This window comes from Guyparkeria sp., from assembly GCF_046540515.1.
Taxonomy (GTDB): domain Bacteria; phylum Pseudomonadota; class Gammaproteobacteria; order Halothiobacillales; family Halothiobacillaceae; genus Guyparkeria.
Map to the genome: position 1 here is coordinate 1 of NZ_JBKHFB010000024.1, position 13,337 is coordinate 13,337.

The 13,337-nt window shown below is 68.8% G+C and carries 11 protein-coding genes; 5 read left to right on the top strand and 6 right to left on the bottom strand.

Annotated elements, in window-relative coordinates; genetic code table 11:
• Positions 1-220 precede the first annotated feature (220 nt).
• The 6 genes from hemF to ACLFRM_RS04750 form a co-directional block, all read right to left on the bottom strand.
• Positions 221-1,177, bottom strand: a complete 957-nt coding sequence (gene hemF, locus ACLFRM_RS04725) for an oxygen-dependent coproporphyrinogen oxidase (protein ID WP_410754568.1) — start codon at positions 1,175-1,177, stop codon at positions 221-223.
• A gap of 2 nt (positions 1,178-1,179) precedes the next feature.
• On the bottom strand, positions 1,180-1,740 hold the full coding sequence (locus ACLFRM_RS04730; protein WP_410754569.1) for an L-threonylcarbamoyladenylate synthase: 561 nt from the start codon (positions 1,738-1,740) through the stop codon (positions 1,180-1,182).
• Positions 1,737-4,190, bottom strand: coding sequence for a DNA topoisomerase I (locus tag ACLFRM_RS04735; RefSeq protein ID WP_410754570.1), 2,454 nt, complete (start codon positions 4,188-4,190; stop codon positions 1,737-1,739). The genes ACLFRM_RS04730 and ACLFRM_RS04735 overlap by 4 nt, the downstream gene beginning before the upstream one ends.
• Before the next feature lie 192 nt (positions 4,191-4,382).
• Complete coding sequence (locus tag ACLFRM_RS04740; protein ID WP_410754571.1) at positions 4,383-4,856, bottom strand: DUF494 family protein; 474 nt, start codon at positions 4,854-4,856, stop codon at positions 4,383-4,385.
• A 104-nt stretch (positions 4,857-4,960) separates the two neighbouring features.
• On the bottom strand, positions 4,961-6,040 hold the full coding sequence (dprA, locus tag ACLFRM_RS04745; protein ID WP_410754594.1) for a DNA-processing protein DprA: 1,080 nt from the start codon (positions 6,038-6,040) through the stop codon (positions 4,961-4,963).
• Between the two features lie 96 nt (positions 6,041-6,136).
• A complete protein-coding gene (locus tag ACLFRM_RS04750; protein ID WP_410754572.1) occupies positions 6,137-7,330 on the bottom strand; it encodes a LysM peptidoglycan-binding domain-containing protein in 1,194 nt (397 codons plus the stop codon).
• Positions 7,331-7,554: 224 nt separating this feature from the next.
• Here ACLFRM_RS04750 and def point away from each other — a divergent pair, with 224 nt between their 5' ends.
• The 5 genes from def to ACLFRM_RS04775 are packed head-to-tail and all read left to right on the top strand — an operon-like array spanning position 7,555 to position 13,336.
• Complete coding sequence (gene def, locus ACLFRM_RS04755) at positions 7,555-8,061, top strand: peptide deformylase (RefSeq protein ID WP_410754573.1); 507 nt, start codon at positions 7,555-7,557, stop codon at positions 8,059-8,061.
• On the top strand, positions 8,058-9,011 hold the full coding sequence (gene fmt / locus ACLFRM_RS04760) for a methionyl-tRNA formyltransferase (RefSeq protein ID WP_410754574.1): 954 nt from the start codon (positions 8,058-8,060) through the stop codon (positions 9,009-9,011). The genes def and fmt overlap by 4 nt, the downstream gene beginning before the upstream one ends.
• Positions 9,001-10,413 carry a 16S rRNA (cytosine(967)-C(5))-methyltransferase RsmB gene (rsmB, locus tag ACLFRM_RS04765; RefSeq protein ID WP_410754575.1) on the top strand — a complete coding sequence of 471 codons (1,413 nt, stop codon included), beginning with the start codon at positions 9,001-9,003 and terminating at the stop codon, positions 10,411-10,413. Before fmt ends, rsmB begins: the two co-directional genes overlap by 11 nt.
• Complete coding sequence (locus tag ACLFRM_RS04770) at positions 10,410-10,988, top strand: DUF4390 domain-containing protein (RefSeq protein WP_410754576.1); 579 nt, start codon at positions 10,410-10,412, stop codon at positions 10,986-10,988. Before rsmB ends, ACLFRM_RS04770 begins: the two co-directional genes overlap by 4 nt.
• The gene (locus ACLFRM_RS04775) at positions 10,985-13,336 is read left to right on the top strand and encodes an ATP-binding protein (RefSeq protein ID WP_410754577.1); all 2,352 of its coding nucleotides are present in this window, start codon (positions 10,985-10,987) and stop codon (positions 13,334-13,336) included. Before ACLFRM_RS04770 ends, ACLFRM_RS04775 begins: the two co-directional genes overlap by 4 nt.
• Position 13,337 lies beyond the last annotated feature (1 nt).

Genomic DNA, 13,337 nt, shown 5'->3' on the forward strand with positions numbered 1-13,337 from the left:
GAAAAAGGGCGAACCCGCTGGGTTCGCCCTTTGCTGTTGGGGCGGGCTCGCCCGCGGATCGCCGGTCATGCGCGCCACTCGTTGTGGGTCGGACTGTCAGTCGGCAAGCTCGCCGGGGAACCCGGGTGGCCGCTGTGGGCGAAGCAGCCGGCCTGTTTGCCGACGTCGGGCTGAAGCCCGACCCACGCAGACCGTGGCTTGTGTCGCGGTTGGCTGCGGTCTACCGCTCGGCCAGCCAGTCGCGCGGGCGCAGGAACTCGTCGTAGAGACGGGCCTCCTCGCTGCCCGGCTCGGGGTGGTAGTCGTAGCGCCAGGCGGCGCGCGGCGGCATCGACATCAGGATCGATTCGGTGCGCCCGCCCGACTGCAGGCCGAACAGCGTGCCGCGGTCGTAGACCAGGTTGAACTCCACGTAGCGCCCGCGCCGGTAGGCCTGGAAATCGCGTTCGCGCTCGCCATAAGGCGTGTCCTTGCGCCTTTCCACGATCGGCAGGTAGGCCGGCAGGTAATGGTCGCCCACCGAGCGCATGAAGCCGAAGGCGGTGTCGAAGTCGACCTGGCCATCGGCGCCGTAGTCGTCGAAGAACAGGCCGCCCACGCCGCGCGGCTCGTTGCGGTGCTTGAGCCAGAAGTACTCGTCGCACCACTGCTTGAAGCGCGGGTAGTGATCCTCGCCGAAGGGCCGGCAGGCGGCCTCGGCCTGCTCGTGCCAGTGCACGGCGTCCTCGGTGAAACCGTAGTAGGGCGTGAGATCGAAGCCGCCGCCGAACCACCATACCGGTTCGACGCCTTCCTTCTGCGCCTGGAAGAAGCGCACGTTGGCGTGCGAAGTGGGAACAAAGGGGTTGCGCGGGTGGATCACCAGCGAAACGCCCATCGCCTCGAACGACCCGCCGGCGAGATCCGGCCGGTGGGCGGTGGCCGACGGCGGCAGCTTGTTGCCGGTCACGTGCGAGAAGTTGATCCCGGCGCGCTCGAAGGTGCTCCCGTCCTCGAGGATCCGCCCGCGGCCCTCGCCATTGAGGTGGTCGCCAGGCGGTCGCTTCCAGTCGTCGTGCAGGAATCGTGTGCCGTCTTCCTGGCCTTCGAGGCCGGCGACGATCCGGTCCTGCAGGTCGACGAGGTAGTCGCGGACGGCCTGGAGGTCGGCTCCGCTTTCTGCCGGCTTATCCGCCATGGTCAGCTCCTGATGATCCTTCCGGTGGGCCAGTGGATGATCTGCGAGGGTCGGGCGCGCCGATCGACGCGGCCCGGAATGATCCGGACGTCCGCCCGGGCGAACTGGCGCCGGGCGGCCAGCGCATCGCGTGCCGCCGGGCGGCCGCTGACATTGGCGCTGGTCGAGACGATCGGCCCGCCGAAGGCCCGGCTGATCGCGCGCGCGGTCGCGTGGGCCGGCACCCGCAGGGCGATCTCCTTGCGCCCGCCGGTCAGCCAGGCCGGCACGCCGTCGGCCGCCGGCACGATCACGGTACGCGCCGCCGGCCAGTCGGCCGCGATGCGGTCCCATTCCTCGGGGGTCACCGCGGCGAAGGGTTGCAGCATCTCCGGCGTGTCGGCGACCAGGATCAGGCCCTTGCCCACCTCGCGCTGCTTGAGGGCGAGCAGGCGCATCACCGCGAACGGGTCGAGCGGCGCACAACCCAGCCCGAAGACCGCCTCGGTCGGGTAGGCGATCAGCCCGCCATCGTCGAGGTGGCGGGCGATCTCGCGCAGCTGGAATGTCGAGGGGACGCTCATTCGGCCTGGTCCCCGGATGCCTTCTTCGCCGTGGGCTTCTTGGCGGCCGTCTTTTTCGCCGGTGCCTTCTTGGCGGTCGTTTTCTTGGCCGTGGTCGATTTCTTGGTGGTCGCCTTGGCGGCGGTCTTCTTCGCCGCGGTCTTGGGCGCCGCCTTGCGTCCCCGGCCCTTGCGTTCCGGCGCCTGGGCGATCATCTCGATCGCCTGCTCGTGGGTGATCGTCTTGGGGTCGGTGTCCTTGGGGATCTTGGCGTTCTTCTTGCCGTCGGTGACGTACGGCCCGTAACGGCCGTTTAGCACCTGGATGCCGTCGTCGAACTCGTTGATGATGCGGTTCTTCTCGGCGAGCTTCTTGACCTCGATGATCTCCAGCGCGCGCGGCAGCTCGATGGTGTAGGGGTCGTCGTCCTTGCCGAGCGAGGCGAACTTGTTGCCGAACTTCACGTAGGGCCCGAAGCGGCCGATGTTGGCCTCGACCGGCTCGCCCTCGGGGGTCTCGCCGAGCTTGCGCGGCAGCTTGAACAGCTCCATCGCCTCGTCGAGCGTGATGGTCGCGATGCTCTGGTGCGGGCGCAACGAGGCGAACTTGGGCTTTTCCTCGTCGTCCTTGGTGCCGATCTGCACGAACGGCCCGAAGCGACCCAGGCGCGCGATCACGGGCTTGCCGCTCTTCGGGTCGGTGCCCAGTTCGCGGCCCTGGGCGGCCTCCTGGCGAGAGACGTTCTGCTGGGTGTGTTCGATGCGCTTGGAGAACGGTTCCCAGAACTCCCGCAACAGCGGCACCCAGTCCATCTCGCCGCGCGAGACGGCATCGAGCTCGTCCTCGAGCTTGGCGGTGAACTCGTAGTCGACGATGTCGCGGAAGTACTCGGTGAGAAAGCCGTTGACCACCCGGCCCATGTCGGTCGGCCGGAAGCGGCGCTGCTCGAGCTCGACGTATTCGCGCGAGCGCAGGGTCGAGATGATGCTGGCGTAGGTCGACGGGCGACCGATGCCGTACTGCTCGAGCGTCTTGACCAGGCTCGCCTCGGTAAAGCGCGGCGGTGGCTCGGTGAAGTGCTGGGTGGCGTTGATCGCGGCGAGCTCGATCTGCTGGCCTTCCTCGAGCGGCGGCAGGCGACGGTCGTCGTCCTTGTCGGAGGCCTGGTCGTCCTCGTCCTCGCGGTAGGCGGCGATGAAGCCGGGGAACTTCAGGGTCGAGCCGGTGGCGCGGAAGAGATGCTCGTCGCCTGCGGCGAGGTCCACGGAGACCTGGTCGAAGACCGCCGGGGTCATCTGCGAGGCAAGCGTGCGCTTGAAGATCATCTCGTAGAGACGGAACTGGTCGCGGTTGAGGAACGCACGCACCTTGTCCGGCGTGTTGGCGATCGAGGTCGGGCGGATCGCCTCGTGCGCCTCCTGGGCGTTCTTCGACTTGGTCCGATACTGGTTGGGCGACTCCGGCACGTAGTCGGCGCCGTAGCTCTGGCCGATGTGGTGACGGATCTCGCCGATCGCGTCGTTGGACAGGTTGACCGAGTCGGTACGCATGTAGGTGATCAGGCCCACCGTGCCCTGGCCGATGTCCACGCCCTCGTAGAGTTCCTGGGCCACGCGCATGGCGCGCGAGGCGGACAGGCCGAGCTTGCGCACCGCCTCCTGCTGCATGGTCGAGGTGGTGAACGGCGGGGCGGCGTGACGCTTGCGTTCGCGGCGGTCGACCTTGGCGACGGTGAGCTTGCCGCCGGCGGCGGCCTCGAGGCGTTCGCGTGCGGCGGTGGCCGATGTCTCGTCCTCGAGGGTGAACTGCGAGACCTTCTTGCCGTCGAGCTGGTAGAGACGGGCGCTGAACGGCTGCGCGTCGGTGCGGCAGTCGGCGGCGATCGACCAGTACTCGCGCGGCGTGAAGGCCTCGATCTCCTCCTCGCGCTCGACGATCATGCGCAATGCCGGGCTCTGTACGCGGCCAGCCGAAAGCCCCGGGTTGATCTTCTTCCACAGCAGCGGCGAGAGGTTGAAGCCGACCAGGTAGTCGAGCGCCCGGCGGGCCTGCTGGGCGTCGATCAGTTCCTGGGCCAGCCCGCGTGGGTGGGCGATCGCCTCCTGCACGGCGCGCTTGGTGATCTCGTAGAACACCACGCGCTTGGCCTCGCGGTCGTCCAGCAGTCCGCTGTCCTTCAGCAGTTCGTAGAGGTGCCAGGAGATGGCTTCCCCTTCGCGGTCGGGGTCAGTGGCCAGCAGCAGGGTGTCGGCCTTCTTCAACGCCTTCTTGATGGCATCGACGTGCTTCTTGTTCTTGTCGATGACCGTGTAGTTCATCGCGAAGTCGTGCTCGGGATCGACCGCGCCGTTCTTGGGCACGAGATCCCGCACGTGGCCGTAGGAGGCCAGCACTTCGTAGCCGGGGCCGAGGTATTTCTTGATCGTCTTGGCCTTGGCGGGCGACTCGACGATGACCAGGTTTTCGCTCATAGGGTGTCTTCGTAGTTTACGGAAGGTCTGCGCGAACACGTCACCGCGTAGCCTGCAGTCGACCGGGCTGGTGCAGGCGTCCGTTCAACGCCGTCCAGGGACGACAACGTAGCAGATGGCCGGTCCAGGGCATGCCCGCGGGGCATGGCGCGCCGTCCGACCGGCGTGGCGTCGTGTTATCGCGGCCCTCCCTTAGTGCAGGACGGCGGCGTCGTCGAAGACGAGGTCTTCCATCCAGGCAAATGCCTGTTCCTCGCCGGGCTTGGCGAACAGCACCAGCAGGACGATCCACTTGAGACGCTCGACGTCGATCTCGTCCTCGTCCAGGGCCATCGCGCGCTCGATCACCGTCTCGCGCGTCGAGGGCGAGAGCACTCCGATCTGCTCGAGCTGCATCAGAAAGCCGCGGGCATCGACGTCGAGCATCATCTGCTCCTCGTCACTGTAGACCCGGAAGGCCTGGTCACGCTCGGGACCGGACTCGCTACCCTGCTCCAGCACGCCCTCCAGCCAGGCGAAGGCGTGCTCGATCTCGTCATGGTCGAAGCCGGCCTCGAGCAGCTTCAGCTGCAGGCCGGCACGCTCGCTTTGAGGGGGGAAGCGGTCCTCGTCTTCCATGTAATTCTCGAAGAGGAACATCAACAGGTCGAGAACGGTCTCTTTCATCGGCTCACCGGGGCATGATGGCTTGAGCCTGCGCACGCGATCGGGGTTCCTAAGGGGCGGCGACAGGGCGGTCGGCAGGTTGCTGTTGCCGGCTGGCATCCGGGTCAGGCGGGGTTCGTTCGAACATAGAGTCCGCCGGGCAGGGTGGACACCTCTCCCGCCAGTTCAAGCATGAGGAGGATGGAGGAAACCTCACCGGCGGTCAATCCGCTCGCCTCGATCAGGGTGTCGGCCGGCTGCGGGTCGTGGCCGAGCAGGTCGAGAACGCGTTGCTGGTCGGGATCACGAGGCATGGCTGGCGCCGACGATGTCGGCTGGGGCTCGTCGTGCGCCGGTCGGGCGACGGCGTCGAGCTGGCGTCGCAGGGTCGGTGCCAGCTCCTCGAGGACGTCCTGGCCGGTCTCGACCAGCTTGGCCCCCTCGCGGATCAGGTGGTGGCAGCCGCGCGCCAGCGGGTTGTGGATCGAGCCGGGAATCGCGAACACGTCGCGACCCTGTTCGCCGGCCAGGCGGGCGGTGATAAGCGAACCGCTCTTGACCGAGGCCTCGACCACCAGCACGCCGCTTGCCAGTCCGCTGATCAGCCGGTTGCGGCGCGGGAAATGACCGCGACGCGGCTCGGTGCCGGGCAGCCACTCGGACAGGATCACCCCGCCGCCGGCGACGATCTCGTCGGCCAGGGAGGTGTGTTCCGGCGGATAGATGCGGTCGATGCCCGAGCCGAGCACGGCGATGGTGATGCCTCTGGCATCCAGCGCGCCGCGATGGGCCTCGCCGTCCACCCCCAGGGCCAGGCCGCTGGTGATCACCAACCCTTGCTTGGCGAGATGGCGGGCGAAGGCGCGAGCGTTCTGGCGCCCGCCGGTGGTGGGCGTGCGTGAGCCGACCATGGCGATCTGCGGCTCGCCGAGTGCGGCGATGTCCCCGCGGGCGAACAGCGCGGCCGGGGCGTCGGGAAGGTCATCGAGGGCGGTGGGAAAGTGCGGGTCGCCCCGTGCAATCAGGTGATGGGTGTCGTCGGCGGCCAGCCAGCCGGTGATCGCCGCGACCTTCTCGGCATCCGCCCGCGCCTGGATGACGGCCTCCGGCAGCCCCGCATGGCGCCATTCGCGGCGCGGTGCGTCGAGGGCGGCGCAAGGGGTGGTGAAATGCGCCAGCAGCAAGGCGAGCCGCTTGGGTCCCATGCCCGGGGTCGCCAGCAGCTCGATCAGTGCCGCGGTGTCGTCGCCCGGGGTGGGGGTAGCGCGGGTCGCGGAGGCGCGGGGCGCGGCAGGCACCGCCTAGAGGGTGCTGCCCTGGACCGGCGTCTGGGCCAGGTCGCCCTCGTGGATCGGCTGGGTGGCCTTGATCACCAGCGCGTAACTGACGCGGTCGTAGGCGCGGAAGACCATGGCGGTACCGATCGGGTGGTCCGGCAGCAACACGCCCGGGCCGCGGGTGGCTTCGCGGCCGTCCTCGCCCGCCTCGCGCGGGGCGAAGCGGTCCTCGACCACTCGGCCGCGCTTGCTGATCTGCAGCAGGTCGCCGGCGGTCACGCCGGACTCGCTGCCGCGGTCGATCACGACCACCTGCTGGTTGCCCACCTGGGTGATCGCGTCCGGCAACAGGATGATGCGCGCGTCGATCGGGAAGGCCGGGATCTGCGGCGTGACGTCGCGATTGAAGGCGTCCTCGGTCATCTCGACCAGACGGTCGCCCTCGTCGACCTCGCGCACCGTGTCCTCGAGTTTGATGGTGGTCGGGTCGCCGGTCTCTACCACGTCGGCCTCGCCCTTGAAGATGGCGCGGTAGCCGAGGTGCTCGCCGGTGCGTCCGTCGACCAGCGCCTTGCCCTTCTCGACGACGGCGAAGCGCTGCTTCGAGCCGTCGAGCGGCGGGCGGACGTAGGCGGTGTCACCGCTGCTGGCATGGATAGAGCCTTCGCGGTTGGCGAGGATGTAGGGCGCGGCCTCGAACTCGTCCTCGTCCATCACCTGGTCGTGGGTCAGGAACGGGCGCACCAGGTCGAGCGGTACGGTGGTCACGGCCGGCGGCAGCGATTCGTAGCGGATGTGCGGGCGCAGGCCGACGGCCAGGCGCGGGCGATCATCGACGAAGACGATCTGGATGCGATCGCCCGGGTAGATGCGGTGCGGGTTGTCGATCTCCGGGTTGGCGTACCAGATCTCGGGCCAGTAGTAGGGGTCCTTGAGGAAATGGTTGGCGATCGACCAGAGGGTGTCGCCTTCCTCGACCACGTAGTCCTCGGCTGAGAGGTCGCGGAACTGGTCCCGCGTTTCCTCGGCCGAGAGGTCGCGCTTGACCGGTCCGCGCTCGGCGCCCATGGGCAGGGCGTCGGCCGACATCGGTTCCCGAGGGTTGACCACGTCGTCCTCGGTCAGCGCGCAGCCCGTGAGGGCGCCGGTCAGCGGCATGAGCCCGGCGAGCGCGAGTGCCGGGGCGATGGCCAGGGGGAGTCCTTTGGTCGATCTCATCGTTACAACGTCCTTGGTGTCCGGCCCAGAGCAGTCCGCCTGCGGGCTGCCCCACCGGGATTGTCGACATTCATCTGGGTTCTGCCGAGTGCTGGCGTACAATGTATCCCCAAATACGGCTTGTTGTAAAAGATTTTGCCTCCACGGTCCAGTCGCCCGTCGGAGGCGCGAGTCCTTCCCGCCGGTGAGTGCCATGGCGAACAATCGATACCAGTGACCGACCTATGAGTCTGCGAGACATCCTCATCTATCCCGACGACCGGCTGCGCGAGATCGCCCGACCGGTCGATTCCTTCGAACCCGCGCTGGCCGAGCTGGTCGCCGACATGTTCGAGACCATGTACCAGGAGCGCGGCATCGGGCTGGCCGCCACCCAGATCGACGAGCATCGCCGCCTGTTCGTCGCCGACGTGAGCGAGGACCGCAGCGGAGCGATGGCCTTCGTCAACCCCGAGATCCTCGCCCGTTCGGGTGAGGTCGAGTCGGAGGAGGGGTGTCTGTCGATCCCGGGCATCAACGAGACCATCCCGCGGGCCGAGCGCATTCGTGTGCGCGCCCAGGACGAGCAGGGCAGAGCCATCGAACAGGACCTCGACGGCCTGCTCGCCATCTGCTTCCAGCATGAACTCGACCACCTCGACGGGCGGCTGTTCATCGACTACCTCTCGCCGCTCAAGCGGCAGCGCATCCGCAAGAAGATGGAAAAGGCCGCGCGCCGGGAGCGCGTATGAGCCTGCGTGTGGTCTATTGCGGTACGCCCGATTTCGCCGTGCCGGCACTCGGGGCCCTCGCGCGCCTCGACGAGATCGCCGGCGAGACGCTCGAGCTGGTCGCGGCCTATACACAGCCCGACCGCCCCGCCGGACGCGGCAAGAAGCTCACCGCCCCGCCGGTCAAGCAGGCCGCGTTCGAGCTGGGCCTGCCGGTGGAACAGCCCTTGAGCCTCAAGGACGAGGCCGCGCAGGCGCGCCTGCGCGAATACCGGCCGGACCTGCTGGTCGTCGCCGCCTACGGGCTGATCCTGCCGCAGTCGGTGCTCGATCTGCCGCGCCTTGGTGCGATCAACATCCACGCCTCGCTGTTGCCGCGCTGGCGCGGGGCGGCGCCGATCAACCGCGCCATCGAGGCCGGCGACACCGAGACCGGCATCACCATCATGCAGATGGAGGCCGGGCTGGATACCGGCCCGATGTGGCTCAAGCGCGTCGAGCCGATCCACGCCGACGACACCGCCGCCACGCTGCACGACCGCCTCGCCCCGCTGGGCGCCGAGGCGCTGGTCGAGGCGCTGCCGGCCATCGTTCGGGGTGATGGCGCTCCCGAGCCGCAGGACGACGCCCGCGCCTGTTACGCCGCCAAGCTCGCCAAGGCCGAGGCGCAGGTCGACTGGCGCGAGCCGGCGGACCTGATCGAGCGTCGCGTGCGCGCGTTCAACCCCTGGCCGGTCGCCCAGACCTCGATCGACGAGCAACCGCTGCGCCTGTGGGGCGCGCGCTTGGTCGACGGGCACGAGGAGGCGGTGCCCGGCGAGGTGGTCGAACTGACCGCCGACGGCTTCGTGGTGCAGACGGGGCGCGGCGGGCTCGAGCTCACGCGCGTGCAGCGGGCCGGCGGTCGACCGGTCGCCGCCAGCGACTTTGCACGCGGACGCGACCTGCTGGGGGTGCGGCTTGGCGGATAACGCGAAGGCCGATCGTCAGTCTCACCGCCGTCCGGGAAATCAGCCGGGCCGTGTCCGCCGGCGTTCCGCCGCGGTCGATCAGGGCGGACGACCACGTTCTCCCGAGGCCCTGGTCGCCGAGGGCCTGCTGCAGGTGGTCGAGCACGGCCGCTCGCTCGACGGCGTGCTGCCCGAGCTGACCGCGCGCGCCCAGGTCGCTCATCGCAGCGTGGTCCAGGCGATGAGCTACGAGGTGCTGCGCCACTACGAGCCGCTGGCCTGGTGGCGCGACCAGCTGCTCGACCGCGCGCTCAACCCGCGCGCCGCCGAGGTGGGGATGCTGCTGCTGGTGGGCCTCGAGCGCCTGACCGGCTCCAAGCGCGAGCCCTCCCGCGTGGTCAACGCCGCGGTGCATGCCGCACGCGAGCTCAATCACAACTGGGCCACGGGCCTGGTCAACGCGGTTCTGCGCCGGGCCGTGCGCCAGATCGAGGCCGGCGAGACCCCGTTCGCCGAAGCCCCGCCCGCGGTGCGCGCGCGTCTGCCGGACTGGTTGTTCGGCATGCTGGCGAACGACTGGGGCGAGGCGCGCACCATCGAACTGGGCGAACAGCTTGCCACCCACCCGCCCATGACCCTGCGGGTCAATGCCGCCGAGCAGGGCGCGTCCGCGTATCTCGAGCGCCTCGCGGAGCAATCGATCGAGGCCACCGCCACCCGATTCGCCCCGCACGGCGTGGCACTCGCCTCGCCGCTGGACGTCGAGCGTCTGCCCGGATTCCACCAGGGCGAGGTCTCGGTGCAGGACGAGGCGGCCCAGCTGGTGGTCGACCTGATGGCCCTCGAGCCGGGCCAGCGCGTGCTGGATGCCTGCTGCGCCCCGGGCGGCAAGACGCTGGCGATGCTGGATGCCGAGCCCGGCCTGCGGATGACCGCCGTCGACATCGACGTCACCCGGCTGGCGCGGGTGCAGGACAACCTCGAGCGCTCGGGGCGTTTTGCCGAGCTGGTCTGCGCCGATCTCACCTCGCAGTCGATCGAGCCGCCGGCGAGCTTCGATCGCATTCTCGCCGACGTGCCCTGCTCGGCCACCGGCGTGATCCGGCGTCACCCGGACATCAAGCGCCTGCGACGCCCCGAGGATCTCGACTCGCTGGTGCGCCGGCAGCGCGAGATCCTCGAGCGCCTGTGGGAACTGCTTCGCCCGGGTGGCCGTCTGGTCTATGCGACCTGCTCGATCTTGAAGCGCGAGAACGTCAAGCAGGTCGAATCGTTCCTGCGCGAGCACCCGGACGCCGTCGCCGTGCCGTTGAAGGTCGACTGGGGCGAGCCGCAGTCCGTGGGGCGGCAGCTGTTCCCCGAGGCCGACGGCCACGACGGCTTCTACTACGCGGTGCTGGAAAAGCAGGTGGCCGACGGATGATATCGGCCCGTGCGTCACGCCTCGGCTGGCTGTTGCTCCTGTTCGCCATCGGACTCGGCGGCACGAGCGGGCTGCACGCGGACGCGCGGGTGATCGACGTGCATGCCGAAGTACGTGAGGACTCCCTGTTCCTGGATGCCAATCTCGAGCTCTCGCTGGGCGACGAGGTGATCGATGCGCTACGCAATTCCATCGCCCTGAACCTGCTGGTCGAGGCCGAGATCGTCGAGCCCCGCGAGTGGCTGTGGGATCGCGCGCTGCTGAACGACCGGCGTCGACTGCGGCTGGAGTACCACGCCCTGTCGCGCACCTGGATGGTGACCGACTTCCACGCCCGCGAGACCCACACCTTCTCTCAGCTGGCCGATGCGGTCGAGTCGCTCTCGCGGGTGCGGGCCTGGCGCCTGGGCAACTGGGCGTCGCTTGCCGACCGGCCGCGCCTGCTGGGCAAGCTGCGCGTGACGCTGGACGTCAACAAGTTGCCGCTGCCGCTGCGCGTCCCGGCGCTGTTCGATGACAACTGGGATCTCGACAGCGACTGGTTCCTGTGGGGGCTCTCGGAGGTGCGCCGATGACGGCGATCGGTCGCCGCATGCAACGCTGGGTGCGCCGCGCGATCGCGCCGATCAGCGCGATGGTGGTCGTGCTGCTGCTGGTGTTGCTGTACCTGGTCTCGGATTCGCTGCGTGCCGTCGAGCAGCCCGAGGGGCTGTTCCTGGCCTTGCTGGGCGTCAGTGCGGTGGGGCTGCTGTTTCTCGCGATGGTGGTGCTCTGGCACATCGTCCGGCTGATACGCGATTATCGTCGCGGCACCCCTGGCGCCAGGCTCACCGCCCGCCTGGTGATCACCTTCGTCGCCTTGTCGGTGGTGCCGGTGACGATCGTGTTCTATTTCTCGCTCACCTTCGTCCAGCGTGGCATCGATTCCTGGTTCGACGTGCAGGTCGAGCAGGCGATGACCGACGCGTTGTCGCTCTCGCAGATGTCCTTCGACGGGCGCATGCGCCAGGCGCTCGAGGAAACGCGACGCGCGGCCACCGAACTGCAGGACGGCGGCTCCGATCTGATCGCGCTGGAGCTCTCGCAGGTGCGTCGCACCACCGGCGCCGAGGAGATGACCATCCTCGGCCAGCGCAACCTGATCGTCGCCTCTTCCTCGGAAGACTCGACCAGCATCGTGCCGTCTCGCGCCGACGAGACGGCACTGGCGCACGCCCGCTCCGGACGGGACTTCATCGGGCTCGACCCGGGCGGTGACGGCGACCTGCAGATCCGGGTGGTCGTGCCGATGGAGGCCGGGCTCACCAGCGAGGGCGGCAAGCGCGTCCTGCAGGCGCTGTTCGATGTGCCGGACGAGGCCAACCAGCTCTCCAAGAGCGTGCAGGAGGCCTTCAACGATTACCGCGAGCTGGTCTACCTGCACAGCTCGCTCAAGCAGACCTTCAGCCTGGCCCTGACCCTGGCGCTGCTGCTTTCACTGCTGACGGCCGTCTGGCTCGCCTTCCTCGCCGCCCGCCGGCTGCTGAGTCCGATCCGGGAACTGGCCGCCGGCACCCAGGCGGTGGCCGAGGGCGACTACAGCCTGCGCCTGCCCGTCGACCGGCGTGACGACCTCGGCCAGCTGGTGCAGTCGTTCAATACCATGACGGCCCGCGTGCGCCGCGCCCATGAGGTGATGCGCGAGCTCCAGGAGCTGGCCGACAAGGAGCGCGACTACCTCGACACGGTGATCCAGCACCTGTCCTCGGGCGTGCTGACGCTTTCCTTCGACGGCCGGATCATCAGTGGCAACTCGGCCGCGCAGCAGATCCTCGGGGTGGCCTCCGACGAACTGTTCGAGGGGTCCCTGCAGGCCGTGTGCCGGACGCATGCGAGCCTGCAGCCGCTGTGCGAGGCATTCCTCGATCGGCTGGGCGCGGCCGGCCCGCCGCCGGGCGAGACGGTCGAGGCCCAGGTGCGCATCATGAACGGCAGCGGGCGCAAGGTACTGCTGGCGCGCCTGGCGGCGCTGCCGCCGGACAGCGAGAGCGATGCCGGCGGCTACGTGATGGTCCTCGAGGACGTCACCGCCCTGATCCAGGCCCAGCGTGACGCGGCCTGGTCGGAAGTGGCGCGCCGGTTGGCCCACGAGATCAAGAATCCGCTCACCCCGATCGGGCTGTCGGCCGAACGGCTGCGTCGCCGTATCCTGCCGCAGCTCGACGAGGGCCATGCGCCGATTCTCGACCGCGCGACGTCGACGATCATCGCCCAGGTCGATGCCATGAAGCAGATGGTCAACGAGTTCGCCGACTATGCCCGCAGCCCGCAGGTGAACCTCGAGCGACTCGACCTGCGGGCGCTGGCCAGGCAGACAGTCGAGCTCTACCGCGGCAACACTGCCGTCAAGGTTCGCTCCTTGCCCGAAATCGACGACCCGGTCTGGGTCGAGGGCGATGCCAACCGGCTGCGCCAGTTGCTGCACAACCTGATCCGCAATGCCAGCCAGGCACTCGACGAGCGCGGCGCGGTCACAGGCGAACCGATCGTGCTGCTCGACCTGCGCGTGATCGGCGAGGCGGGACACTGCCTGGCCGAGCTGACGGTGGCCGACAACGGCCCGGGCTTCCCGGCCGAGATCCTCGATCGCCTGTTCGAGCCGTACGCGACCACCCGGCCCAAGGGGTCGGGACTGGGACTGGCGATCGTCAAGAAGATCGTCGAGGAGCACGCCGGGGCCGTGCACGCATGGAACGCGTTCGACCAGCCGGAGAACGACGACACTCAGGCGGGGCGCCGGCTTGCCAATCACGGTGCACGCGTTACGATTCGCCTACCGTTGGAATCGGAGCGCTGCGAGGCGCGTGGCCAAGATCGTCCCGATCTTGCCCATGATAATGAGGGCCGCCGCGAGGGCGGTCTCGGAAACACGGAAACTTCCTGAC